Origin of the sequence: Vibrio mediterranei (assembly GCF_900088415.1) — a bacterium.
In the GTDB taxonomy this organism is placed as follows: domain Bacteria; phylum Pseudomonadota; class Gammaproteobacteria; order Enterobacterales; family Vibrionaceae; genus Vibrio; species Vibrio mediterranei.
The window spans coordinates 30,508-54,798 of sequence record NZ_FLLQ01000005.1 but is presented as its reverse complement, the minus strand read 5'-3'; the positions used below and the strand labels follow the sequence as shown (position 1 = coordinate 54,798).

Genomic DNA, 24,291 nt, shown 5'->3' with positions numbered 1-24,291 from the left:
ATTCCTTCAATGAGTTAACATGCCGACCACTATCTTAGTGGAGGAATACAATTAGTGGCGGCATGCATTCTACTAAGTTAGCGCTGTGCTTAGTTCGTTACTTGATAGCATACGTCTCGAAAATCAACCCACCAATTTCGTTGATGATTTGGTTACGTTTAGACATCGATAGGTCGGTTTGTGTTAGATAAATGCTGATGACCAATGGTTTGCGATTGTCAGCCCAAATAGCACCAGTAAAACCACGCGAACCATTAGCGCCTGCACCAGAGCGGTCTGCGATAGACCATCCTTGCGGTAGAACCGATCGTAGCAATGAATCTGAAACCGTGTTCCCTTGCATCCAAGCCATTAACTGATTTTTCGAGCCTTGATTCAGGGCCCCTTTAAATAGAAGACGATGCAGTGTGGTATTCATCGCATTTGGTGTTGTTGTATCCCGTTTATCGCCTGAAAGTGCCTGATTTAACTCTGGTTCAATGCGGTCTAATCGAGTCACGTCATCTTGGTTCAAACGTAGAAACTCAGTGAGTCCTTGAGGTCCCCCTATGGAATGCAGAACGATATTGGCTGCGGTGTTGTCGCTCGTTTCCATTGTCGCTTCACAAGCTTTGCTGACGGTAATGGAACTGCCCACCATTTTCTCTGTGACTGGTGACCAAGGAATAAGTTTGTCAGACGTTATGGGAGCCAAAGCGTTCTTGTCTAGCTCTCCTGAGTCAGCGTCATGCAACATCTTTGCACATGCCAGAGTTTTAAACGTGCTCATCATAGGAAACCGCTCATTGCCTCGATAGTGCCATTGCTGTTGATTGCTGGAATCCAAAACGGAGACGCCGATGCGTCCTGAGATTCGTTGCTCAATTGATGCTATAGATTCATCGAGCGTTGAGGCAGATGAAAAGAAAGATATAAGTATGAGGCTCAAGAGCAAAACAGGTTTTTTCATGGTTTCAGTTTTTACAGGAAAGCGAATTTACGGTGCGGAGTATTGCTAGGGAAACGGTATTATTCAACCGTCAAAATGCGCACAGTGCTTAATATGTTCAATGAACAACGGTATCTTGTTGGCTACATGCCTTCTTGACGCGTAAAATGCATATAGCACCAAGTCATCAGGTTGATGCTCCATTTCTATCACTTTCAAAGCACCAGAACTCAGTTCACCTTGGCATATGTCTCTAGGGAGAATTGCCAGCCCTATACCAGAGAGCGCGCCTGTTTTAGCGAGATGTCCGCTATTGACCTTAAAAGAAGACTTAACTTTTTGGGTAATTCGTTCACCGCTGTCCGTTTTGAAAACCCACGGTTCGCCATTGATCGCGGTCAGACTGCTAATGCAAGGAATGTGTTGTAAGTCAGTGGTCTTAAAGGGTATAGGGTAACGATCAAGAAGTTCCGGAGCACCGACTACAATACTAGGCCAGCGTTTAATTTCCCTCGCTACCAAATTGGTATCGTCAAGATTCCCACGATGGAATTTTAAAATTACATCGAACCCGTTGAATAAGTCCTCCTTGGGGCTGACGCTGGTATCACAACTAAGCGATATTGAGGGGTGTTTTTCGCAGAAACTTACCACGGCATTAGCCAACACAGGGGAGTCGGGCATCAGTATTCTCAACTGTCCAACGGCCTCTTGAGAATGATACGTAACCTCTTCAAGTGCATCATTAAGCTTATTTAGCAGTGGCTGTGTGAGTAGATATAGGTGCTCCCCAGCACTTGTCGGCGCAATTCTTCTAGTCGTTCTATCGAAGAGTCGGGTATCAAGTCGCTCTTCAAGCAAGCTGATATGGCGACTGAGATTGGAGGTTGGAAGTTGGAGAAACTCCGCGGCACGTTTAAAGCTCATGTTTTCGTACACACAATGAAAGCTCTTTAGCCATTGTTGGTCAATTCTCTCAAGCATGACTTATTGTCCCAAAATGTTGGATTTAGTAACTCAATATCGACACTTTATTGCTAATTATGAGTTTGTACAATGATGAAATCAGTTGGATTACAAAGGTATAAACGCACATGAGTTGGCTTCAAAAGCTATTACATAGAAAAAAACTGGTTAGTAATCGCAAAGCAAACGTACCCGAAGGTTTGTGGAGAAAGTGCCCTCAATGCGGCCACATTCTTTACAACAAAGCGTTGCAACTGAGTTTGGAGGTATGCCCCAAATGTAGTCACCATATGCGAATAACAGCACGTCGGCGTCTCGCTAGTTTCTTAGATACCGAGGAACAGGTTGAAATTGCAAGTCACTATCAACCAGAGGATATCTTGGGTTTTAAAGATAAAAAGCATTACACCGACCGCTTAGCTTCAGCACAAAAAGAAACTGGGGAGAAAGATGCCCTCGTCGCAATGAAGGGACAGCTTATGGGGTTGCCTGTTGTCGCCTGCGCGTTTGAGTTTTCGTTTATGGCTGGTTCTTTGGGGTCGGTAGCAGGCGCTCGGTTTGTTCACGCTGTTAACGTCGCGAGAGATAGCAATTGTGGCCTAGTGTGTTTTTCAGCTTGTGGTGGTGCACGGATGCAAGAATCTTTAATGGCATTGATGCAAATGGCCAAAACCAGTGCCGCTTTGAATCAACTATCAATGGCTGGATTACCTTATATTTCCGTCCTCACTGACCAAACATATGGTGGTGTGTCTGCCAGCATCGCTATGCTAGGTGACATTAATATTGGTGAACCCCAAGCAAGAATTGGCTTCGCTGGACGCAGAGTCATTGAGCAAACCGTACGTGAAGAATTGCCAGAAGACTTTCAGCAAAGTGAGTTTCTTTTGGAGCATGGGGCGTTAGATATGATTGTGGATAGGCGCGATATGAGAAATCGAATCGCTGAGCTTTTATCTAAGATGACCAATAGTCAGCTGGTGGAAGAGAGTGATTAAGCATTTACACTGATTTACTCTCCCTGACGTAGGGTTACATTAGAAGGAGTAGAGTTAAAGCTCAACAGGAGCGTTATTATGAACAAACTCTATTCAATGGTGCTCGCCCTCATCCTGGCTATCATCTTTATTTGGCTTCAAGCGGAGCCTTCATTGATCGCCAATGAAACCTTCATGCAGTGGCGAAGCGCCTTAATCCAAATCACGGGTATCGTTTCAGTACTTCTATTAACTCTAGTAATGTTGCTCGCCTTGAGATTACCACTGATTGAGAATTTTACCCGAGGCTTAGATAAGTCTTATCGCCTACATAAATGGGTAGCAATTTATGCTGTTATCATAGGCGTTATTCACTGGCTACTTGCTATCGTACCAAAACAACTGGTGCGTGCGGGGTATCTTGAACGACCTCAGCGTGGTGCTTCGTCCATCGACCCTGACTCTTTCTATGCTTTAATTCGTCCTTTGCGTGGCAGTGCGGAAACAATGGGCGAGTGGACGTTGTACTTATTTGTCGTTTTAACGGTATTGGCGTTATTTGCTCCTGTTCGCTATAAGTTTTTTAGATGGACTCATAAACTGATGGCGATTGCCTTTATCGCTATTGGCTATCACTCGCTGATTCTTCTCAAACACTCATATTGGGATAACATTATCACACCAATCACTGTGTTCGTTGTTCTTGCGGGCATTACGGCTGCCATTTTGAGTGTGATTGGGTGGATTGGCAAAGACAACAAACATGCTGGCACTATCAGTGAGGTGGTTTATAGCAAAGAAAATCATACGACGCGACTTTCCGTCCATCTTCCAAGTTGGAGAGGTCATTTAGCTGGTCAGTTTGCGTTTGTAAGGATTGGCAGCGAAGAACCTCACCCGTTCACTATCGCTTCAGTAGATAGTAAACAGCGCAATGTAAGCTTTTTAATTAAGGCTCTTGGCGACTTTACTGGCAACATTCATAAGCAAGTTCAAATAGGACAACAGATAGAAGTTGAAGGTCCGTATGGCAAGTTCGATTTTGACGATAGTAAAAAGCAAGTATGGATTGCTGGGGGGATTGGTTGCGCGGCGTTTAAAGCCCGATTGGATGAACTCGCCCAACAACCAGATAGAGGTGGAGTTGTTTTCTATTATTGTACCGAGAGCTCATCGCCTTCTTTGATCATAGAGATGGAAAGTGCAGCCAGAAAAGCAAACGTTGAGTTTCATGTGATCGATAATCGGCTAAAACCTTTTTTGTCTATTGAGCAGATACGCCAAAAACATCCTGATATTGCGCAGCGAAGCATTTGGTTTTGCGGTCCTGTTGGATTTAGGAAGGCGTTGCTGGCTCAACTAAAGGCAATCAGATTCGACACAAAGAATTTTCATTCAGAGTTGTTCAACTTTCGCTGATCTTGTTTAGTTCGGATTCTCTTACAAGGTTCAAAGGTGCTGTTTGATGTGTTCAACCAAAAATAAACTAATGGTTGGTAATTGAACTGGTATAGAAAGACTGCAATATTGAACGACAAAATCCACGAAAAATCAGCCAATAAGCGTTAGGTCGCTTGAATCAGTGAATGGGAGAAGACATATGGAAGTTAAAGAATGGGACACTCCATTCAGTGAAGGAACGATATATATCGTCGATTTATCATGGAATGGAAGGCATTTTTCAGTGACGTATCCAGATGGTAGTGGTTACGAGCTTAAAGGAAGTGAGCGGCATAAAGATTACGCATTGATAGTAAGTGTCTTCCATGAAGAAACTGAAACTCTATACGATGTCATGTTTGAAACGGTAAGTGGGTTTCGCCTATTAGATGAAGGCGGTTTACTCGAACTTTGGGCGGTAGGGGAGAAATTCCCAAATTGTGCTCTTATTAAAGGGCATCAATGGAGTAAAGAAAGTCCAATAACGTTCATTTCAGGCTATGAAGATGAATGGTCTCATTTAATGGCAACCTCCGATGAGTGTGTAGAAATTGTTTCTCATAAGCATCCAGATATCAAACTCGTAGGGAAATCTAGTAAACGGATAGCTACCAGTTAACAAATAGGTCGAAGGAAAACGTAGCTTCTCTGAGAATGGTAAATAAGCTTAATAAAAGAGAATACATAAGTTGCGAATGTTAGGTATTCCAAAACGAGTTCTGTCCATTTTTGTATCAGCAACTTCAGTACAGGCTTACATGAAATATGTTAGGTGAGAACTAGTATGTTGGTTAATAAATGCAGCTTTGTTCATATCAAGAGCATTATGTCTGTATAGAAATGTCAGGTCTGATCTGAAAAATTGATCTTGAACAAGTTATACGAATGCGATTTTATATTTAGGTACTCATATAACAGAAAGTAAAGGTATAAAAATGGCACAAGTAACTTTCCAAGGTAACCCTGTAACTATTGCAGGCTCTATTCCTGTAGCTGGTGATTCTGCACCTGAGTTTTCTCTTGCTGCGTCTGATTTATCGGACCTTACGTTATCAGGCCTTACAGGTAATAACCTGATTCTTAATATCTTCCCAAGCATTGACACGCCTGTGTGTGCGACTAGTGTAAAGCGTTTCAATGAAGAAGCAGCGCAGCTAGAAGATACGCAAGTGATCTGTATTTCAGCTGATTTACCTTTTGCCGCTGGTCGATTCTGTGAAATTGAAGGGGTTGAGAATGTTCAGCACGCATCGACCTTCCGTAGCGCAGATTTTGCAGAAACCTATGGAGTGGCAATTCCAGAAGGTGCTCTACGAGGTTTGACGGCTCGTGCAATCGTATGTGTGAATAAAGAAGGCGTAGTGGTTCACAGTGAGTTAGTTTCAGAGGTAACCAACGAACCAAATTACGATGCTGCAATTGCTGCGGTAAAGCAATAAAACTAAAACAAGCAGTGCGAGCAGAGAAGCGTATTTGTAGTTTACTGCTACTTCATCTCTAGCTGTACGGCATATGTTAATTAAAGCGCCTTGGTTTGTGGGGCGCTTTACTGTTTAGGCAATCTAAACATTACTAATGTAGTGGTGCTGTCGAACCTAACTGCGCATTGTCTTAAAGAATCACTTCGGTATTGCAATTTTTCTAAAGGCTTTCGATGATTTTAGATACCTCCATGTGGATTTGGCTACCACTCTCTTTGGCCATTATCTTTGCTTTTGTTGATAAAACTAGACTTAGTATCGCTCTTGTTATTATCAGCTTGATTGGCGGCTTGATAGAGAACAGGCTTAACATCATCGGCTTGACTACACTGCTTGTTGGCCTTGCCACTGCTTATAAAACCCCGAGTTTGGAACGAAAATGGCAATTAGGAAGTTACCTATTTATTCTGCTCTGGTGCGTGGTTCTTTTCTTACATTTAATACCAGGCTTTGGTAATGCGAAAGTGCTTGATTCTGTTATCGCAGGCCCCCAAAGCATCCCGTTTACTATGTACTTAAACCTTGATAAGCCGTTCATCTTTTTCGGTTTGTTGTTGGCTTACCCTGCAATTTTAGGAAGTAAGGCTACGTTTAATTACAAAGCTATTTTATTTAGCGCAATCCCATTATTTGGCTTGTTACCCTTTGCATGGCAACTCGGTGCGTTGCAGCCAGAGTTTACAATGCCTTATTGGTGGTGGCTATTTTCGTTAAATAACTTACTGCTTACCTGTACAGCAGAAGAAGCCTTCTTCCGTGGTTTTGTACAGCAATCACTAAGTAAACGATTTGGTTGGATTGTGGGCGTAGCTGCGGCGAGTTTGCTATTTGGTATAGCGCACTTTAATGGTGGTTTACTACTGGTTTCTTTTGCAACATTAGCTGGTGTGGGCTACGGCTTGATTTATCATTACAGTTCACGACTTTGGGTTACAGTGTTATTCCACTTCTTATTTAATTTGGCTCATCTATTATTCTTTACTTATCCAATTATGAAATAAAAGTGGCGGAAATTGTTGGTCTACAGTATCAATATTGCAGACCAAATCCATCATCGCTAAACCTTACTTCGCTGTTAACGCCGCACCTTCAAAGCGAATACCAGCCCAGCCATGCTGGATAAAATTACGAATGTTGGCATGGTCACTGCCATCTGGATTCTTTAACACGTCATCACGATAGAACTGGCCGAAGCAAGCTAGTGTTGATGGTTCGTCTAATCCTTGTATCTGAGCAAAAGCAAAAATCTTACAAGAGCCATTGTTTTGTCCTGCCTGATTTTCGGTTTCTCCGTTTACAAAGCTGACTGGGCTAAAGTCAAAATGTTCGTCGATAATCTGCATTGTTTGCTCGAAAGTGACTTCATTAGGCTTAGTCGCCAGTAGCTTTAGAAATTTATCCATTTTACTTTATCCTTGATACTTGTTTAGAGTCGCTACTATAACACCCAGCCAACAGAATGTGACGATATCTATATAGAAAAGTACTAGTTTACGGGGAGTTACGGTTCGTTCTTCGCAGTTTGTATGCCTGATGGCAGAGCTTTTAAAGCAGCCCATTAGTCCTTAAAATAAAAAAGCGAACCGATTAAGGTTCGCTTTTGAGTATCATTTGTGGCATAGAAAACTAGTCTTCGTAGTTATCAATGCTTGGACAAGAGCAAATTAGGTTACGGTCGCCGTACACGTTGTCTACGCGGTTAACCGTTGGCCAGTATTTCCAGCTCTTAGTTGCGCGTGAAGGGAAGCAGCCTAATTCGCGAGAGTATGGGCGATCCCATTCTTCTTTTGAAAGGTCTACTTGTGTGTGAGGCGCGTTAACAAGTGGGTTGTTATCTAGTGGCCAAACACCTTCTTTAACTTGTGTCATCTCGTTGCGGATAGCAATCATTGCGTCACAGAAACGGTCTAGCTCTTCAAGGTCCTCGGACTCTGTTGGCTCTACCATTAGCGTGCCAGCAACCGGGAACGACATCGTTGGTGCGTGGAAACCGTAGTCCATTAGACGCTTAGCGATGTCTTCTTCACTGATGCCTGTCTCTTCTTTAAGTGGACGAATGTCGATAATACATTCGTGCGCTACGCGGCCGTTAGTGCCACGGTAAAGAACAGGGTAGTGAGGAAGTAGACGTTCCATTACATAGTTCGCGTTTAGAATCGCGACTTTAGTTGCGTCAGTTAGACCCGCTTCACCCATCATTGCAATGTATGCCCAAGAGATTGGTAGGATAGAAGCACTGCCTAGATCTGCCGCAGATACCGCGTAATCGCTACCTTCAACACCATTTTCGATGTGGCCTGGAAGGAAAGGTGCTAGGTGTGATTTTACACCGATAGGACCCATGCCTGGACCGCCACCACCGTGTGGGATACAGAAGGTTTTATGAAGGTTCAGGTGAGAAACATCAGAGCCGATGAAACCAGGGTTAGTCAGACCAACCTGCGCGTTCATGTTCGCACCATCTAGATAAACCTGACCGCCAGCTTCGTGAACCATTTCGCACACTTCTTTCACATGCTCTTCGTACACACCGTGTGTAGAAGGGTAGGTGATCATGATGCTTGATAGGTTTTCGCGATGTTTTTCAATCTTCGCAGCTAGGTCGTCAGTGTCGATGTTACCGTTGTCGTCACACTTCACTACTACCACTTTCATTGACACCATAGACGCTGTCGCTGGGTTAGTACCGTGTGCGGAGCTTGGAATCAAACAAACGTTACGGTGACCTTCGCCACGGCTTTCATGATAGCGTTGAATCGCAATCAGACCAGCGTACTCACCAGATGCACCTGAGTTAGGTTGCAGTGAGAACTCATCGTAGCCTGTGATTTCACATAGCTTCTTCTTAAGGTCAGTAGCTAGGGCTGTGTAGCCCGCCGCTTGGTCTATTGGTGCGAATGGGTGAATAGAACCAAACTCTGGCCAAGTTACAGGAATCATTTCAGCTGCCGCGTTTAGCTTCATGGTACAGCTGCCTAGTGGAATCATACCGTGCGTCAGTGAGAAGTCTTTGTTCTCAAGCTGTTTTAGGTAGCGCATCATCTGTGTTTCGCTGTGGTGCGTGTTGAACACAGAGTGAGTTAGGTAGCGAGAAGTACGACGGCAGTTCTCTGGAATAGCAGCAAACTCATTACCAGCGATTTCAGCAGATAGAGTTTCTACTTTCTCTTTAACTTCGAAGACGGCAAATAGGACGTTGATATCTTCAATCGTTGTTGTCTCATCGAAGCTGATACCGATTTGACCATCTAGTTGACGTAGGTTGATGTCAGATGCCACGGCTTTTTGAAGCAGCTTATCTGTGTTCTCACCAGTGTTGACTGTGATGGTGTCGAAGAAGCTGTTGTGAGCCAATTCATAACCAGACTTAGTCAGACCTGCTGCTAGGATAGCTGTCATGTGGTGTGTACGGCGAGCGATAGTTTTAAGGCCTTCTTCACCGTGGTAAACCGCGTAAAACGCAGCCATGTTGGCAAGCAGTGCCTGTGCAGTACAGATGTTCGATGTTGCTTTCTCGCGGCGGATGTGTTGCTCACGAGTTTGCATTGCCATACGAAGTGCTTGGTTACCGTTAGTATCGATAGAAACACCGATAACACGACCTGGCATAGTACGCTTATGCTTATCTTTTGTTGCCATGAACGCTGCGTGTGGACCGCCGTAGCCCATTGGTACACCAAAGCGTTGTGCAGAACCGATAACTACGTCTGCACCCATTTCACCCGCAGGTTTAAGTAGGGCAGAAGCAAGAAGATCGGTGGCTACCGTTACTAGCGTCTTGTTTGCTTGTGCTTTAGCAATGATGTCAGTTAGGTCGCGTACTTCACCTGTTGTGCCAGGGTACTGTACTAATGCACCAAACACATCTTGTTCAGGTAGTGACTCAAGTGAACCAACTTGAACTTCGAATCCGATGAACTCTGCACGAGTTTTCACAACTTCTAACGTTTGTGGGTGTACATCGTCAGCGACAAAGAAGACTTTGCTCTTGCTCTTACCAGCACGCTTACATAGGGTCATCGCTTCTGCCGCTGCAGTTGCTTCATCAAGTAGCGACGCGTTAGCGATTTCCATACCAGTTAGGTCCATGACCATTTGTTGGTAGTTTAGAAGTGACTCAAGGCGGCCTTGAGAGATTTCAGGCTGATAAGGTGTGTAGGCTGTGTACCAGCCTGGGTTTTCCAGAACATTTCGCAGAATCACGTTTGGCGTGAAGGTGTTGTAGTAACCCTGACCGATGAATGTGCGTTTAACTTGGTTCAAATCCGCGAACTTTTTCATTTCAACCAGCATGTCCGCTTCGCTCATTGGAGCGTCTAGCGTCATTGGCGTTTCAAGGCGGATTTGCGCTGGGACAGTCTCTTCAATTAACGTATCTAGGTTGAGTACGTTAATCGCGTCCAGCATCTTTTGTTGGTCAGATTTGTTTGGCCCATTGTGGCGTGCAACAAATTCATTTTGCGTGCTTAGGCTTTGAAGTAATTCAGTCATGATTCCTTTACCTTCTCAAAGATCCTCTGCGAGATCTTTAAAATCGTTGCTCGAATTTTTAACGTCATTCCTACTTTTTACGTCATTCCTGCGCAGGCAGGAATCAACTAAAAGTATGTGCCCAACTAAAATAAGATCCCCGCCTACGCAGGGATGACGACGCTTTTTACTGATGCGTCGATTGACGTTAGGCGACATTAAAACAGACGAGCAACGCCTGTATGTTGCTTACTCGTCTTCGATAGAAGCTTGGTACTCTTCTGCGCTCTTAAGATTTTCCAGCTCAGAGGCGTCAGACATTTTCACCTTAACAATCCAGCCGCCTTCGTACGACTCTTCGTTGATAAGCTCTGGGCTGTCTTCAAGCTCTTCGTTGATTTCAACGATTTCACCTGAAACTGGCGCGTAAATGTCAGAAGCTGCTTTCACTGACTCTACTAGAGAGAAGCTTTCGCCCGCTTCGATTTCGTCTTCTACTTCTGGTAGGTCAACGAATACTACGTCACCTAACATCTCTTGAGCGTGCTCTGAAATACCGATAGTCACAGTACCGTCACCGTTGTCACGTACCCATTCGTGGCTGTCAGAAAACTTCAAAGTGTTATCCATTGCTTTATCTCCAATATTAAGGATGTTTTATTCTTTAAGTGTAAAGTGGGAAGCGAGCGCACAGTGCCTTCACTTCTTTACGAACACGTTGTTCGACTTCTGGGTTACCCTCAGGGTTTTCTACCAGACCGTCAAGAACATCGCCAATCCACTCACCGATGAGTTTGAATTCTTCAGTACCGAAACCACGAGTGGTTCCAGCTGGCGTCCCTAAGCGAATACCAGAAGTAATCATAGGTTTTTCTGTATCGAACGGGATGCCATTTTTGTTACATGTGATCCCCGCACGCTCCAACGCTTCTTCTGTTTTGTTGCCTTTCAGACCCTTAGGTCGTAGGTCAACAAGCATAAGGTGCGTATCTGTACCGCCAGTCACAATGTCACAACCGCGAGTTTGCAATACTTCGGCAAGAACTTTTGCGTTTGCGATCACTGAATCGATATAAGTTGAGAACTGAGGGCCTAAAGCTTCGCCAAATGCCACAGCTTTTGCTGCGATGACGTGCACTAGTGGACCACCTTGAAGACCTGGGAATACCGCAGAGTTGATCTTCTTGATGATGTCTTCGTGGTTAGTCAGGATCATGCCGCCGCGAGGGCCGCGTAGTGTTTTGTGTGTTGTCGTAGTGACAACATGCGCATGTGGTAGTGGGCTAGGGTGAGCACCTGTCGCGATAAGACCTGCGATGTGTGCCATATCAACCATCAGGATTGCGCCGACTTCGTCAGCGATTTCACGGAACTTAGCGAAATCAATAACACGTGGAATGGCACTACCACCTGCAATAATCATTTTTGGTTTGTGTTCAACGGCTAGGGCACGAACGTCGTCGTAGTTGATTTCTAGTGTATCTTTATCAACACCGTATTGAACCGCATTAAACCATTTACCAGACAGTGCTGGACGTGCGCCGTGAGTTAAGTGACCACCTGCATCAAGCGACATGCCCATAATGGTGTCGCCCGGCTGCAAAAGAGCTAATTTAACTGCGCCGTTTGCTTGTGCGCCAGAGTGAGGTTGAACGTTTGCATATTCACACTTAAAAAGGGTTTTCGCACGTTCAATAGCAATAGCTTCGACGGTATCTACGTGTTCACAACCACCGTAGTAGCGACGGTTTGGGTAACCTTCTGCGTATTTGTTTGTTAGGCATGTGCCTTGCGCTTGCATTACCGCTTTAGAAACGATGTTCTCAGAAGCGATAAGCTCAATTTGTTCATTTTGACGGACAAACTCGGCTTGTATTCCGGTGAATACAGCGTCATCTGTAGCAGACAGGTTGGTTGAGAAGAAGCTTTCTAGGCTGTGATTTTGGTAGCTTTTCAAGTACTGAGCATTCATGGCGGTGAACCTTCCATTGTTCAATCAGTGCCTTTTATTACCTATTTTTGGTACTGACTGAGGCTTGTCTTAGTACTGCTTGGACGAAACAAAAGTCCAATGTTGCAGCGCGAGAATGTCCCAAAAAGTAGGACTAAATCATTCAAAAAAACGGCACAGGTTGAGGTTAACAACGCAACGGACCTGTACTCGCTAATGCATCTCTTCATCTAACAAGCCGATAACATACCTCGCTCAGCACCAACAATCAATCAAAAATTTCCTATAGGAAACACAGTTTCCAAAACTGTTACGGAGAGCACGCTTTATTTTTGTACATGGTCTTTAATAAAGACACAGCTTCATGCAACAATGAAAATGAGTCACAGGAAGTTACTGGTAGAAGAGGGAAAGCATGTCAGAAGACATCTATGATGAATACCCATCGCTGACTTTAGCGAAGGAAGGTGATGAGAACATTGAGCCTCTAAAACTAGGCGAAAGAATTAAAGATATTCGCGCCAAACTAGGACTGACGTTAGAAGAAGCGAGTCAAAGAACTGGCCTTGCACGTTCAACGTTAAGTAAGATTGAAAACGAACAGATATCGCCAACGTTTCAAGCCATGCAAAAACTTGCATTGGGCTTGCATATAGATATGCCGCAACTATTTGAACCGCCTAAGAAAAAGGTGGCAACCGGTCGTCGTGATTTTACTCGTCGAGGTGAAGGTAAACCTCACCCAACACCTACCTATGAGCATGAGTTACTTGCCACTCAGCTATCAAACAAAAAGATGATGCCTTTTAAGAGTACTGTGAGGGCTAGAACCTTCGAAGAATATGGTGACTGGGTACGACATGATGGTGAGGAATTTTTGCTGATTCTCTCAGGGGAAGTGAAGTTCTTTTCAGAGTTTTATGAGCCGATGATAATGTCGGCGGGAGATAGTGTGTATTACGACGCAAATATGGGTCATATGCTGATATCCGTCAGTGAAGAAGATGCCCATATTTTGTGGGTGACGGCGAAATAATCGTCAAACGAGATAGTTTCCTATAATAAAGGCAAACGTTTGCTTTTGTGTTTAAAAGTCGTGAACGAGCGTGGTTTTGATGAAAATGTCGTCGAAACCACGCTTTTTTCATGCCTGTTACTCTGTGAATGGAATGTTAAATGTCACATTTTTGAGTGTTCATATCTTGTTAAAGGTGAAAAATGGGCGCATTCTTGTTTATTATAGGAAACAAGGTTTCCAAATGACGAAAATCTAACTTCGTATAGGCGTCAACTATAAGACGTAAGGTGCGATAACTCATGCTCCGCCATTCCTACTGCAAAGCAGATAAATTAGGGATAGCGGAATTTAGACATCCCCGATTTAGGAGCAGGGCTAATTAATGCAGCCCGACCCAATGGAGAATACAATGGCTCAAGAACAAGCAACCCAAGATTTGTTGAAAACACCACTGCATGCATTACACGTGGAAGTGGGGGCGAAGATGGTTCCTTTTGCTGGCTATGATATGCCAGTTCAGTACCCACTTGGTGTGAAGAAAGAGCACTTGCATTGTCGCGATGCGGCTGGCCTGTTCGATGTGTCTCACATGGGACAAGTGCGTCTATACGGAGAAAATGCAGCGAAGATTCTAGAGTCATTGGTGCCAGTTGATATTATCGATTTACCGGAAGGTAAGCAGCGTTATGCTTTCTTTACTAATGAAGAAGGTGGCATCATGGACGACTTGATGGTTGCGAATCTAGGCGACCACTTGTTTGTAGTCGTAAATGCTGCATGTAAAGAACAAGATATCACTCACTTAGAAGCGCACCTTACTGATGGCGTAGAAATGGAAGTGATTGAAGATCGTGCGCTACTTGCGCTTCAAGGGCCAAAAGCCGCTGAAGTATTGGCTCGTGTACAACCTGAAGTAGCAGATATGCTATTTATGGACGTGAGAAAACTCGACATCAATGGTGTTGAGTGCATTGTTAGCCGTTCAGGTTACACTGGTGAAGATGGTTATGAAATTTCAGTTCCATCTGCAAATGCAGAAGCACTGGCGAAAACACTGACAGACTTTGAAGAAGTAGAGTGGATTGGTCTTGGCGCCCGTGACTCACTTCGTCTGGAATGCGGCTTGTGTCTATATGGCCATGATCTGGATACGACGACGACACCAGTTGAAGCGAGCCTGTTATGGGGTATTCAAAAGGTTCGCCGTGCTGATGGTGAGCGTGCTGGTGGCTTCCCTGGTGCAGACATTATCCTTAAGCAAATCGAAACTAAAGATGTAGCACGCAAACGTGTTGGTCTTGTTGGCCAAACCAAAGCGCCGGTTCGTGAAGGTGCGAAACTGTTTGATGCCAATGATAACGAAATCGGCATTGTGACAAGTGGTACTGCCGGCCCTACAGCAGGCAAACCTGTATCAATGGCTTATGTAGCGACTGAATTTGCGGCAATCGGTAGCGAAGTATTTGCTGATGTTCGTGGCAAGAAGCTGGCTATGACAGTAGAGAAAATGCCATTCGTTCCTCAGCGCTACTATCGTGGCTAAGCACAGTTCTGCAACAAAGAACTAGATTATATGAAGCATCGCATTAGCGGTGCTTTTTCGTTTTAGGACATTATTTCTATTAATGATAGAAAAGGGCATAAATTGAAAAAACCGTATGGTGTTAAATAATTAGTGAGATGGCTCCACACAAAAGTCGTATCTTGTTTGCATGTTTTTTGCGGGAGTGATATCAAAAAAGAATGAATCTCAGTTCGTCGATAGTATACAAGGAGTAACTGTCTAGTGATTCTATTGTTACCATTTAAACGGTCAGTTTATACAACGCTCGCTTATACCACGTTAGCGTTTTCTTTTGCACCATCAACCAATGCGCAAGTCGAAGCTGCTCCTTATATTGTCAACGGCAGTACGGCGAATGTCGCCGACTATCCGTCGTTTGTCAGTTTGTATTTGGACGGTCAAGAGTATGGGGTGGGCTATTCTTCCTCTCCTTATTGCGGGGGAACACTTCTTAATTCTGAATATGTTTTGACGGCGGCGCATTGTGTTTATGGCAATCGCGATTCGCAGTTACTTACAATGGCTGCACCTAACTTGCAGTATGAGTCAGATTACGTTAACTCGGAAAAAAGGCGAGTGGTCGAGATATTTTATCCATCCGACTATGTCGATGATATTAATAAATTAGTACCTAACGACATCGCGATCCTTAAACTGGAATCTGCATTAGGGTTGGGTACGGCAATAAACCGTCCAAGTAATGAAAGCTATCGCAATCCTGCGAACGTGTTTACTGCTGTTGGTCATGGTAATACACGTTATGGTCATGATGCGTTTGATGTACTGCAGAAAGTGAATCTAACGTATGTGAACAATACTATTTGTGCAGGCGCTTTCTCGGATGGTAGTTACCTAACTTCGAAGCAAATCTGCTTCACCGGTGATTACAGCAGGGTGACGGACTTGTTGGCAGGCACTTGTCAGGGCGACTCTGGCGGACCTATTTATTGGGATAACAATGGTCAACAAGTTCAGATTGGTATTACAAGCTTTGGGCCTGTACCTTGTGGCGACAAAAATCGTTCAGTAACCGCGGTGTTTACCGAAATAGTGGATTTTTCTGATTGGATTAGTCGTGTCCTTAATGGGCAAGAGGCGGCTAAGCATGTGTCTAACGATACTGCGAGACGTAATTATCTGATCAGTAAAGGTTATAACATTGGTTCATCTGGCAATAGTGGTTCTTCTTCACCAAGTTCCTCTTCGGGTTCCGGAGGTGGTGGAGCGGTGCATTTTTCTTTTGTTGCGTTACTGGTTGGTTTGAGCTGGATGAGACGACGAAAGACCATTCGAGTCTGAGTCTTACTTTCTATACTACCTGCTTAACAACAATTTCTCGAACTCCCTTAATTGAGCCCTATACTTATTTATGAACGACTGCTCCTAAAGCGTCGTCGATAAGGTGGGTTGTAAAGGGAGTTTTTTATGAAATCATGGGTTGCCAACCATCCAGGTTCTGTACTTGCCCTTCTCAGTTCACTGAGTGTTGTGGCATTGCCATCCAATTCGACTGAAATTGATATCGCACCCATGATTGTTGGTGGTGAAGATGCTTCAATCAACGATTTTGACTCTTTTGCTAGCTTATACATTGATTCTACTGATTACGATGGTCGTTACTCAGGTGGAGCCTACTGCGGTGGAACCTTCTTAACGTCGGAATATGTAATGACGGCGGCTCATTGTATTGAAGGTGATATGGGGGCGCTACTTTTTACGTCTGCTGTTGCAATGCTGGAAAGTGAACGAGATTTCTTGAACGCAGATCGACGCCGTGTCACAGAAGTATATATTCATCCAGATTTTGAAAATAACATTACTTTACTACTCCCAAATGATATCGCTATTTTGAAACTGGAATCCGCCGCTTCTTCAGGGAGTAATGTCAATCGTGCTACGACGCAAAGCTATCGAAACGTGAATGAAACCTTTGTTGCTGTAGGACATGGCAACACACGTTCAGGGGTAGATGGTACACCGATTTTGCAAAAGGCGAATTTGTTTTGGGTAAGTAATGCTGATTGTGCTTCAAACTTTCAGAATGGCAATAATTTAACAGATAAGCAGGTTTGTTTCAGTGGCGATGTTAGTCAATCAACTGGGCTGAAAGCGGGGACGTGTCAGGGAGATTCCGGTGGTCCTATTTACTGGAACAATAATGGTAGTTACCAGCAGGTTGGTATTACGAGTTTTGGTCCAGCGACGTGTGGTGACCCTCAATCTTTGGTAACGGCTGCATATACAGAAATAGTGGATTATGCGACGTGGATTGATAGTGTGTTAGCCGGATCGGAAACGCCGTTTATTGTTTCCGATGAACAAGCGCGATTGGACTATCTATCAGTTAATGGTCAGGTCATCTACACTGGTGGCACGACTTCCTCCAACACATCCTCGGGTGGCGGTGGTGGGGCACTGACCTGGTTCACATCGTTGGCGTTACTTGTTATCGCGGGATACAGACGTCGCCTTGGCTGAGTTATGAGTCCTTTCTGATTCGTGTGTAAAGTCGAGTCGTTGTACTCGGCTTTTTCTTAGGTGCAAGTTTAATCACACTTTTTTGTAGCATTAGGCTATTTGGATAGGTAATTAAGTTGCCATTGTCGTGCCTAATTAAGACGTGGAACATTCGTATGTCTTGAATAATGCCAGAAATATCTTCGTCTTTATCAACCACTTTAATTCGGTCACCAACACGATAAGGAAAGACAAAAAAGATCAAGAAACTCGCGGTTATGTTACTCAACATTGACCACTGTGCGACGAGAGCGACACCTAATACCGCAAAAACTGAGGAGAAGAACAGTGATAAGTCGCCGTATCCGACACCCACAGTAATAGAGAATATTGCAATAAATATGAAGGCAAAAGCGATATTGAAAGTTCTCAGGATAAAACTGCTTCTAGCGGCAGATACTTTCTTGGTTTCTGCTAACCGTTTAATCCAACCATTTACCAGCTTAGTAAACAGGTAATAACCAAGAAATAGCACGATCGCAAGTAAGATTTGGACCGAGACGGTATGCGGAATTGAGTTCGCTAGGCGTAGTAAATGTTCCATGGTATTCAGAGCTCGTTAACAAGTCATAAGGAATATGGAGCCCAAAGGGACGGAATACAAGCTAATAGTAAAAAACACAAAAAAGCGCTGCGAGGAGCAGCGCTGAAAATGCCTATTTGGGGGTGGCATAGTGCCAAGTGAGTAGGCTCACTTGGACTTTTAAATGGGTTAGGCTGTCGCCACTTCTTTGCTTTCTTCACGACGCTTTAGGAAAGCGTAAGTGAAGCCAGTTACTGCCGTACCTGCCGCGATAGCCACTAGGTACATAAGCACTGGTGAGATGGCACCTGGAATCAGTAGAACAAACAGACCACCGTGTGGCGCCATTAGTTTCGCACCTACTAACATAGATAGAGCACCTGTTAACGCACCACCAATCATACAAGATGGGATAACACGCATTGGGTCTTTTGCTGCGAATGGAATCGCACCTTCAGAGATGAAGCACATACCCAGTACAAAAGATGCTTTACCCGCTTCACGCTCACCTGCTTCGAACTTGTCTTTAGCTAGGAACGTTGCCAAGCCCATACCTAACGCAGGAACCATACCTGCAGCCATGATTGCTGCCATTGGAGCGTAGGTTTGAGAAGCTAGTAGACCAACACCAAAGGTGTATGCTGCCTTGTTGACTGGACCACCTAGGTCGAAGCACATCATTGCACCAAGGATAATACCCAGCAGTACTGCGTTCGCGCTGCCCATGTTGTTTAGGAAGTCAGTCATTGCTGCCATGATGCCAGCAACTGGACCACCAACAATGTAGATCATGACCAAACCAGTAAACAAACTCGCTAGGAATGGGATGATCAAAATAGGTTTAAGCGCTTCCATTGACTGCGGCAGAGATACTTTATCAGCAATCAACTTTGCTGAGTAACCGGCAATGAAACCTGCTGCGATACCACCAAGGAAACCTGCACCTGTAGAGCTTGCCAGCATACCGCCGATTAAACCCGGAGCAAGACCCGGACGGTCTGCGATTGAGAAAGCAATGAAACCCGCTAATACAGGGATCATCAGAGCAAATGCACTGCCACCACCGATGGTCATAAGTGCAGCCGCTAACGTGCCTTCTTCTTTAAATGCCTCGATACCGAAAACGAACGACAGAGCGATGATCAAACCACCTGCTACAACAACAGGTAGCATGTGAGATACGCCAGTCATAAGGTGCTTATAAACGCCTTTTTTCTCTTCTGTTGCGCCTGCTTGGTTACTTGCACCAGAGTGAGTGTAAGTAGTCGCTGAAGCGAAGGCCTTATCTATTTCTTGTTCAGTTTTCTTAAGTGCTAGACCTGTACTGGTTTTGTACAAAAGCTTGCCGTCAAAGCGATCAAGAGGCACTTCAATATCAGCGGCAATGATGACTAAGTCAGCATCAGCGATCTCTTGAGCAGTCAGCTGGTTTTTGGCGCCTACTGAGCCGCGAGTTTCCACTTTAATTGTGTGACCTAGACGTTTACCGTGTTCCTCTAGTGCCTCTGCTGCCATGAAGGTGTGTGCAACACCTGTTGGACAGGCCGTGATAGCAACGATTTTCTTCGCGCCACCAGTTTGTTCAACTGCAACTGGAGTAACTGATGTACCTTCGCTTAGCTCAGTCGCTTTTTCGATTGCGTTAGCTAGGAACGCTTTTGGATCCGTTGTGCACTCGGAAATGCTCGCTTGGTAGACTTTCTTACCTACTAGGCGCTGTGTATCCACAGGCGCATTTGCGGCAACAATCACCACTTCCGAGTCAGCAATTTGCGCGTCAGTTAGTGTTTGTGTTTCAACAACACTTGAGTGACATTCGATAGTTGCATCGTGTCCAAGTGCTTTAGCCGCTTGATCGAGCAATCCGGCTGCGATAATGCTGTTTGCTACCCCACTAGGGCAGGCTGTAATAATTGAAATTTTCATAGGTTTGACCTTTGTGTCCATAAGTGCCACAAAATCAGAATCAAAGATTCGAATCGATTAGCGGCTCAGCTCTTGTAACAGTATTTGTTGTTGTAGTGATTTAACTTCTTCAATGCTTGGCACTCCAACACCCACTTGACTTACCGCCAAAGCAGACAGTGCAGTTGCAAAGGAGAGTAATTCTTCTTTAGCGAATGATTGCATGTGACCCCAACATAGTCCTGCAACCAGAGTGTCGCCCGCACCAACGGTGCTAACGACATTCATTCTTGGTGGTTTTGCTTGTAGCCATTGGTTGTTTTCAAACCAAAGCACGCCATCGGCACCCATAGAAACAACAATATTGGTAATGCCTTTGTCTGAAATTGACTCTGCTGCTTCTAAACATTGTTCTTGAGTTTCTAAATGACGACCAACGAACTGAGACAGTTCTTCGTCGTTAGGTTTGATTAGCCATGGCTTAGAATCTAGACCTTTGGCGAGCGCTTCGCGGCTGCTATCGAACAGTACGCGTTTGCCTTTTTGCTCTAATCGTTCGATCCAATTTGCACATTGCTCGCTACTAATACCGCGAGGCAAACTCCCCGCGAAGACAAAGTAATCGTGCTCTTGCATCAACTCATCAAGCGTGGCTTCAAATTGACGGATTGCTGCTTCGTCGACTTCTACACCAGGGAAGTTAATGTCGCTCACTGCGCCGTTCTTCTCGACCAGTTTCACGTTGATGCGAGTAGAGCCTGAGACTCGAATAAAATGGTCTTTGGCGCCCATCTGCTCGAAAAGTTGGCAGAACAGCTCTTGGTTGTCGCTGCCCAGGAAACCTGTCACAGTAACGTCTGCGCCTAAATCACTAAGCACTTTCGCTACGTTGACACCTTTCCCCGCAGCATGTAGAGAGCCTTGATTAACCAGACTCACCGAACCTGTGTTTAAGGTATCTAAACTCCCTGTGAGATCTAGGGCAGGGTTAAGTGTAATGGTTACCACTTTATTAGTTTGTGCTGTCATGACGAGCTCCTTAACCTTCACCGAGGCCGGAAGCGATCGCTTTACCAATGGCTTCTAGTGCCTCTGCTGCATCAGGGCCTTCTGCGGAGAACTGCAATTCGTGGCCATGTTTTACACCTAGAGCAATCACTTTCATTAGGCTCTTCGCGTTAACCGCTTTACTTTCACCGTTTAGGTTAGAAACCGTAATGGCTGATTCGAACTTCTTCGCTTCTGCCACTAACATTGCACCTGGACGAGCGTGTAAACCATGCGCATTTTTAATCTTAAATACGGCAACGTTTCCGTCAGTCGCATTGGCACTTGCAACTTCTTCGCCAGTGAAGAAACCAAGCACCTGTTCTGCGGATAGTGATAGCAACTTCTCTTGCTCTTGCTTGAATACCACTTCAGTGATTTTGTCGAGCATAGATTGGTGAGCATTGTTACAAGCTGCGAATGCGATTAGAGCGTGTACTGGAGTACCGTCTAACTCACATTGATTGATAGTTGAAACAAACGCCATACCTGTGCGAGTCACCGCCTTGTCGCTGCTCACTAGCCACAAACCTTTACCTAGGTGAGTAGGGGATTTAGTCACTAGGTCTGCAACGAATTCTGTTCCAGCACCGCCAGTATTTTTTAGCAGACCGCCAGCGACTGCTGCCATTTGAACCATGTCGCTTGCAGGGAAGTTAAGCTGGATAAGTGATGCGTCAAAATCTGCTTCAAGCTGAACATCACCATTAAGTAAGGCGATGATTTCGTTTGCTGACTTCGCTTGCTTAAGCTTTTGTTCAACACCATCAGCAGACAGTACTTTAGTAAGCTGTTTTAGGATGCCTAAGTGCTCATCTGATTTTGCGGCAATACCAATTGCGACGTACGCTGTGTTGCCGTCGCCCCAATCAACACCGTTAGGGAAGTGATGAACCGCAACACCAGTTTGTTTTACAAGGCCGCGTGTGTCTGTTGTGCCGTGTGGAATGGCAATACCGTTGCCCAAGAAGGTAGAGTTTTGACCTTCACGATTAAGCATACCGTCGACATAACCTTCTTGAACTAAGCCCTTTTCTGTTAGATCAGCAGCAATCACTTTGATTGCGCTTAGTTTGTCGTCCGACGATTGATTTAGTTTGATGTTGCTACTGTTTAGTTCAAGCATGTTCGCTCACCCACGTTATTCTTGTTCTCGAATCGACTCTTTGTTTTGCTTTAAGCTTCACTGAATCGATTCAGCAAAATTTTAAAAAAATTCAGCAAAGCGTATTTTCTGTACCGACTTTGCTGCGCTAGTTCCTATGTTTACCGACATTTTTCTTTGACCACGTCACTGTAAATATAGGTCAGTTTTCAAAACTGTGAACTTTGCTGAATCCTTTCAGCTTTTATACTGAACCGATTCAGCTTATAATTCAACTTGTCAGTTAGGTTGGAATTCATTTATATGATCCATCGCACAAAAAGGATCGAGTTATGACTTTAGATGAAATAGCGAAGTTAGCGGGGGTCTCAAAGACCACAGCAAGCTATGTAATCAACGGTAAAGCACAGAAATATCGAATTTCTGAAAAAACCCAAAAAAAGGTAATGGCTGTTGTCGAGCAGCATAATTACCGCCCGGATCATGCGGCATCATCACTCCGTGCTGGTCATAGTCGTTCATTTGGTTTGATCATTCCTGATTTGGAGAACACCAGCTACGCACGCATTGCAAAACTGCTCGAACAAAACTCTCGTAAAGCAGGGTTCCAAATTCTAATCGGTTGCTCAGATGATGATCCTGAAACGGAAAAACTTGTAGCGGATGCTTTAGTTTCTCGTCGAATTGATGCGTTGTTTGTTGCCAGTGCTATTACAGAAGCCAGTGACTTTTATCTTACGATCCAGAATCGTGGAACCCCTGTGATTGCGATTGACCGTTCGTTGGACGATGAACACTTTAGTTGTGTGATTAGTGAAGATTTTGGTGCGGCATTTGAACTCACAAACTCGGTTATCGATACCAGCACTCAATCGGTTGGACTTATCGGAGCACTACCCGAACTGAATATTTCTCGTGAACGTCAATTAGGTTTTGAGTCTGCGGCGAAAGATGCAGGTATCGAGTGTTACGTCACGTATGGTGAGCACTTCAACAACGACGAAGGTAAGCGTCTGTTTAGTGACTGGGTTGAGTCGAACTCTATTCCTGATGCTATTGTCACAACGTCTTATACCTTGCTTGAAGGTGTGTTGGATGTCCTTATCGAAAAACCTGAGTTAATGGGCAAGATTAAACTCGCCACATTTGGTGACAATCGTTTATTGGATTTTCTTCCGACCAAAGTAAATTCGTTACCTCAACAGTTTGAGCTTATTTGCGATAGCGCCTTGGAGCTGGCGTTAAACGCATCTGCGAAGCGTTATAAGCACGGAGTTGAGCTTATTCCAAGAAAACTAAAAACTCGCTAGTAGCATTGATCATCGTAATATCAAGGCGTTGTTACATGTTAGCAATGTCTTGCGAGTATTTTGGTTTACTTTTCAGTAGAACTTAGTGCCAAGGTATTTTTGGAATTATCAGATGAAAGCGGAGACTAAACCAAGTCTTTGTGTCAAAGGTGGCTTGTGACTGTGAAATGACCTAATTCTGCGAAAACGTCTATAGTATATTAATATGAAACTCATACCTTATTATTTGGGTGTAGAAGATGCGATTATTAGCGGAGAGAAATAGATGGTTTTAAGAAACGTCCTAGGACGTGGAGCAAAAAAATTTGGTGTTTATGTTGCCCCTAAGATTATTGAAAACTATGAGACAGCTATCTTAATGCAAGGCCCGTATAACCCAAACGGCACTACTCGGATTGACTCCATACTCGCAACTAATCACTACCGATATGGTCAAGTTGGGTTTGGGGTGAACGGTTGTATAAAGATGATTTATATCGGAATGAGAACGTATGGTGAAGCAGAGATTGGCAGCGTGTTTTGCAGTCGTAATGTTCAAAATATGCTTTCTGCTCCAAGTACGTGGCCCGATCATCTGGCCGTAGCCAAAGCGGAAGTTAAATATTGGCAAGGTATTGCAGACAATCCTAAAGATTGGGAACAGACCATTGGTTCCAACGTTGCAACTATCTTTAATGCACAGAGCAGGGTGGTAATACAAGAGTCGATGGAACAGTTTAGAAATAAACTACTTGGTAAGAATTAGTGGTGTTTTGCGTGAGTCGTGCAGATTTAGCCGTAGTCTTTTAATTAAAAACCCCTTGTTGCCGAGCGCAACAAGGGGTTTTTAATTACTGCTGAGCGCAGTTAATATCGCCTAATGCAGTGCAAATCTCTTTTTCACGCTGAGCATCTTGCTCCATTTTACTGCCAATTTCTTGGTTGTTGCGATATTCATTTGATGGTGCACAACCTGCGATCACTATAAGAGCGCCCATTGCTAATAATGCTTGATACTTTTTCATGTTACCACTCCTAATCCTTGGGTCATTTATATTGTAGTTATAAGCAAACACTATAGATTGAAAGAGATGGCTATACAACCATATG

General features: G+C 44.3%; 22 protein-coding genes. 11 read left to right on the top strand and 11 right to left on the bottom strand.

All coding sequences use genetic code 11. The features are described from left to right. Positions 1-97 precede the first annotated feature (97 nt). The gene (bla, locus tag VME0621_RS15140; RefSeq protein ID WP_062462129.1) at positions 98-949 is read right to left on the bottom strand and encodes a class A beta-lactamase; all 852 of its coding nucleotides are present in this window, start codon (positions 947-949) and stop codon (positions 98-100) included. Between the two features lie 63 nt (positions 950-1,012). Then, entirely contained in the window at positions 1,013-1,912 is a 900-nt protein-coding gene (locus tag VME0621_RS15135; protein ID WP_062462132.1) for a LysR family transcriptional regulator, read from the bottom strand. Positions 1,913-2,022: 110 nt separating this feature from the next. On the opposite strand from VME0621_RS15135, the gene accD reads away from it, so the two are divergent. The 5 genes from accD to VME0621_RS15110 all read left to right on the top strand — a co-directional run bounded on the left by accD (position 2,023) and on the right by VME0621_RS15110 (position 6,793). After that, the gene (gene accD / locus VME0621_RS15130) at positions 2,023-2,892 is read left to right on the top strand and encodes an acetyl-CoA carboxylase, carboxyltransferase subunit beta (protein WP_062462135.1); all 870 of its coding nucleotides are present in this window, start codon (positions 2,023-2,025) and stop codon (positions 2,890-2,892) included. A gap of 78 nt (positions 2,893-2,970) precedes the next feature. Continuing rightward, positions 2,971-4,290 carry a ferredoxin reductase family protein gene (locus tag VME0621_RS15125; RefSeq protein WP_062462137.1) on the top strand — a complete coding sequence of 440 codons (1,320 nt, stop codon included), beginning with the start codon at positions 2,971-2,973 and terminating at the stop codon, positions 4,288-4,290. 181 nt (positions 4,291-4,471) lie between these two features. Continuing rightward, the gene (locus tag VME0621_RS15120) at positions 4,472-4,930 is read left to right on the top strand and encodes a hypothetical protein (RefSeq protein ID WP_062462140.1); all 459 of its coding nucleotides are present in this window, start codon (positions 4,472-4,474) and stop codon (positions 4,928-4,930) included. 316 nt (positions 4,931-5,246) lie between these two features. Beyond that, positions 5,247-5,750, top strand: coding sequence for a thiol peroxidase (gene tpx / locus VME0621_RS15115; protein ID WP_062462144.1), 504 nt, complete (start codon positions 5,247-5,249; stop codon positions 5,748-5,750). Between the two features lie 215 nt (positions 5,751-5,965). After that, positions 5,966-6,793, top strand: a complete 828-nt coding sequence (locus VME0621_RS15110; RefSeq protein ID WP_062462147.1) for a CPBP family intramembrane glutamic endopeptidase — start codon at positions 5,966-5,968, stop codon at positions 6,791-6,793. Between the two features lie 63 nt (positions 6,794-6,856). On the opposite strand, the gene VME0621_RS15105 is transcribed toward VME0621_RS15110, so the two are convergent. The 4 genes from VME0621_RS15105 to VME0621_RS15090 all read right to left on the bottom strand — a co-directional run bounded on the left by VME0621_RS15105 (position 6,857) and on the right by VME0621_RS15090 (position 12,234). Next, complete coding sequence (locus VME0621_RS15105) at positions 6,857-7,195, bottom strand: HopJ type III effector protein (protein ID WP_062462150.1); 339 nt, start codon at positions 7,193-7,195, stop codon at positions 6,857-6,859. Between the two features lie 223 nt (positions 7,196-7,418). Next, on the bottom strand, positions 7,419-10,283 hold the full coding sequence (gene gcvP / locus VME0621_RS15100) for an aminomethyl-transferring glycine dehydrogenase (RefSeq protein WP_062462153.1): 2,865 nt from the start codon (positions 10,281-10,283) through the stop codon (positions 7,419-7,421). Positions 10,284-10,511: 228 nt separating this feature from the next. Continuing rightward, positions 10,512-10,892 carry a glycine cleavage system protein GcvH gene (gcvH, locus tag VME0621_RS15095; RefSeq protein WP_006069462.1) on the bottom strand — a complete coding sequence of 127 codons (381 nt, stop codon included), beginning with the start codon at positions 10,890-10,892 and terminating at the stop codon, positions 10,512-10,514. Positions 10,893-10,926: 34 nt separating this feature from the next. Next, complete coding sequence (locus VME0621_RS15090; RefSeq protein ID WP_062462156.1) at positions 10,927-12,234, bottom strand: serine hydroxymethyltransferase; 1,308 nt, start codon at positions 12,232-12,234, stop codon at positions 10,927-10,929. Positions 12,235-12,628: 394 nt separating this feature from the next. Here VME0621_RS15090 and VME0621_RS15085 point away from each other — a divergent pair, with 394 nt between their 5' ends. The 4 genes from VME0621_RS15085 to VME0621_RS15070 all read left to right on the top strand — a co-directional run bounded on the left by VME0621_RS15085 (position 12,629) and on the right by VME0621_RS15070 (position 17,273). After that, positions 12,629-13,249, top strand: a complete 621-nt coding sequence (locus VME0621_RS15085; protein ID WP_006069464.1) for a helix-turn-helix domain-containing protein — start codon at positions 12,629-12,631, stop codon at positions 13,247-13,249. A 391-nt stretch (positions 13,250-13,640) separates the two neighbouring features. Beyond that, a complete protein-coding gene (gcvT, locus tag VME0621_RS15080; RefSeq protein ID WP_062462159.1) occupies positions 13,641-14,774 on the top strand; it encodes a glycine cleavage system aminomethyltransferase GcvT in 1,134 nt (377 codons plus the stop codon). Between the two features lie 243 nt (positions 14,775-15,017). Further along, positions 15,018-16,094: a S1 family peptidase gene (locus VME0621_RS15075; RefSeq protein WP_062462161.1), complete on the top strand. Its 1,077-nt coding sequence runs from the start codon at positions 15,018-15,020 to the stop codon at positions 16,092-16,094. Between the two features lie 126 nt (positions 16,095-16,220). Next, positions 16,221-17,273 carry a S1 family peptidase gene (locus VME0621_RS15070; protein WP_062462164.1) on the top strand — a complete coding sequence of 351 codons (1,053 nt, stop codon included), beginning with the start codon at positions 16,221-16,223 and terminating at the stop codon, positions 17,271-17,273. Position 17,274: 1 nt separating this feature from the next. On the opposite strand, the gene VME0621_RS15065 is transcribed toward VME0621_RS15070, so the two are convergent. From VME0621_RS15065 to fruB, 4 genes are all read right to left on the bottom strand, one after another. Beyond that, complete coding sequence (locus VME0621_RS15065; RefSeq protein ID WP_062462166.1) at positions 17,275-17,856, bottom strand: mechanosensitive ion channel family protein; 582 nt, start codon at positions 17,854-17,856, stop codon at positions 17,275-17,277. Between the two features lie 168 nt (positions 17,857-18,024). Beyond that, the gene (gene fruA, locus VME0621_RS15060; protein ID WP_062462169.1) at positions 18,025-19,761 is read right to left on the bottom strand and encodes a PTS fructose transporter subunit IIBC; all 1,737 of its coding nucleotides are present in this window, start codon (positions 19,759-19,761) and stop codon (positions 18,025-18,027) included. 57 nt (positions 19,762-19,818) lie between these two features. Further along, a complete protein-coding gene (gene pfkB / locus VME0621_RS15055; protein WP_031495977.1) occupies positions 19,819-20,769 on the bottom strand; it encodes a 1-phosphofructokinase in 951 nt (316 codons plus the stop codon). Positions 20,770-20,779: 10 nt separating this feature from the next. Further along, on the bottom strand, positions 20,780-21,913 hold the full coding sequence (fruB, locus tag VME0621_RS15050) for a fused PTS fructose transporter subunit IIA/HPr protein (protein ID WP_062462172.1): 1,134 nt from the start codon (positions 21,911-21,913) through the stop codon (positions 20,780-20,782). Positions 21,914-22,224: 311 nt separating this feature from the next. Here fruB and cra point away from each other — a divergent pair, with 311 nt between their 5' ends. Together cra and VME0621_RS15040 are read left to right on the top strand one after the other, a co-directional pair. Further along, positions 22,225-23,202, top strand: a complete 978-nt coding sequence (cra, locus tag VME0621_RS15045) for a catabolite repressor/activator (RefSeq protein WP_062462175.1) — start codon at positions 22,225-22,227, stop codon at positions 23,200-23,202. A 265-nt stretch (positions 23,203-23,467) separates the two neighbouring features. Further along, the gene (locus VME0621_RS15040) at positions 23,468-23,947 is read left to right on the top strand and encodes a hypothetical protein (RefSeq protein ID WP_038227076.1); all 480 of its coding nucleotides are present in this window, start codon (positions 23,468-23,470) and stop codon (positions 23,945-23,947) included. An 85-nt stretch (positions 23,948-24,032) separates the two neighbouring features. On the opposite strand, the gene VME0621_RS26625 is transcribed toward VME0621_RS15040, so the two are convergent. Beyond that, complete coding sequence (locus VME0621_RS26625; RefSeq protein WP_156750273.1) at positions 24,033-24,206, bottom strand: hypothetical protein; 174 nt, start codon at positions 24,204-24,206, stop codon at positions 24,033-24,035. Positions 24,207-24,291: the final 85 nt, after the last annotated feature.

Coding starts and splice junctions, on each gene's coding strand:
- bla (WP_062462129.1), bottom strand. CDS start 949: ATGAAAAAACCTGTTTTGCTCTTGAGCCTCATACTTATATCTTTCTTT.
- VME0621_RS15135 (WP_062462132.1), bottom strand. CDS start 1,912: ATGCTTGAGAGAATTGACCAACAATGGCTAAAGAGCTTTCATTGTGTG.
- accD (WP_062462135.1), top strand. CDS start 2,023: ATGAGTTGGCTTCAAAAGCTATTACATAGAAAAAAACTGGTTAGTAAT.
- VME0621_RS15125 (WP_062462137.1), top strand. CDS start 2,971: ATGAACAAACTCTATTCAATGGTGCTCGCCCTCATCCTGGCTATCATC.
- VME0621_RS15120 (WP_062462140.1), top strand. CDS start 4,472: ATGGAAGTTAAAGAATGGGACACTCCATTCAGTGAAGGAACGATATAT.
- tpx (WP_062462144.1), top strand. CDS start 5,247: ATGGCACAAGTAACTTTCCAAGGTAACCCTGTAACTATTGCAGGCTCT.
- VME0621_RS15110 (WP_062462147.1), top strand. CDS start 5,966: ATGATTTTAGATACCTCCATGTGGATTTGGCTACCACTCTCTTTGGCC.
- VME0621_RS15105 (WP_062462150.1), bottom strand. CDS start 7,195: ATGGATAAATTTCTAAAGCTACTGGCGACTAAGCCTAATGAAGTCACT.
- gcvP (WP_062462153.1), bottom strand. CDS start 10,283: ATGACTGAATTACTTCAAAGCCTAAGCACGCAAAATGAATTTGTTGCA.
- gcvH (WP_006069462.1), bottom strand. CDS start 10,892: ATGGATAACACTTTGAAGTTTTCTGACAGCCACGAATGGGTACGTGAC.
- VME0621_RS15090 (WP_062462156.1), bottom strand. CDS start 12,234: ATGAATGCTCAGTACTTGAAAAGCTACCAAAATCACAGCCTAGAAAGC.
- VME0621_RS15085 (WP_006069464.1), top strand. CDS start 12,629: ATGTCAGAAGACATCTATGATGAATACCCATCGCTGACTTTAGCGAAG.
- gcvT (WP_062462159.1), top strand. CDS start 13,641: ATGGCTCAAGAACAAGCAACCCAAGATTTGTTGAAAACACCACTGCAT.
- VME0621_RS15070 (WP_062462164.1), top strand. CDS start 16,221: ATGAAATCATGGGTTGCCAACCATCCAGGTTCTGTACTTGCCCTTCTC.
- VME0621_RS15065 (WP_062462166.1), bottom strand. CDS start 17,856: ATGGAACATTTACTACGCCTAGCGAACTCAATTCCGCATACCGTCTCG.
- fruA (WP_062462169.1), bottom strand. CDS start 19,761: ATGAAAATTTCAATTATTACAGCCTGCCCTAGTGGGGTAGCAAACAGC.
- pfkB (WP_031495977.1), bottom strand. CDS start 20,769: ATGACAGCACAAACTAATAAAGTGGTAACCATTACACTTAACCCTGCC.
- fruB (WP_062462172.1), bottom strand. CDS start 21,913: ATGCTTGAACTAAACAGTAGCAACATCAAACTAAATCAATCGTCGGAC.
- cra (WP_062462175.1), top strand. CDS start 22,225: ATGACTTTAGATGAAATAGCGAAGTTAGCGGGGGTCTCAAAGACCACA.
- VME0621_RS15040 (WP_038227076.1), top strand. CDS start 23,468: ATGGTTTTAAGAAACGTCCTAGGACGTGGAGCAAAAAAATTTGGTGTT.
- VME0621_RS26625 (WP_156750273.1), bottom strand. CDS start 24,206: ATGAAAAAGTATCAAGCATTATTAGCAATGGGCGCTCTTATAGTGATC.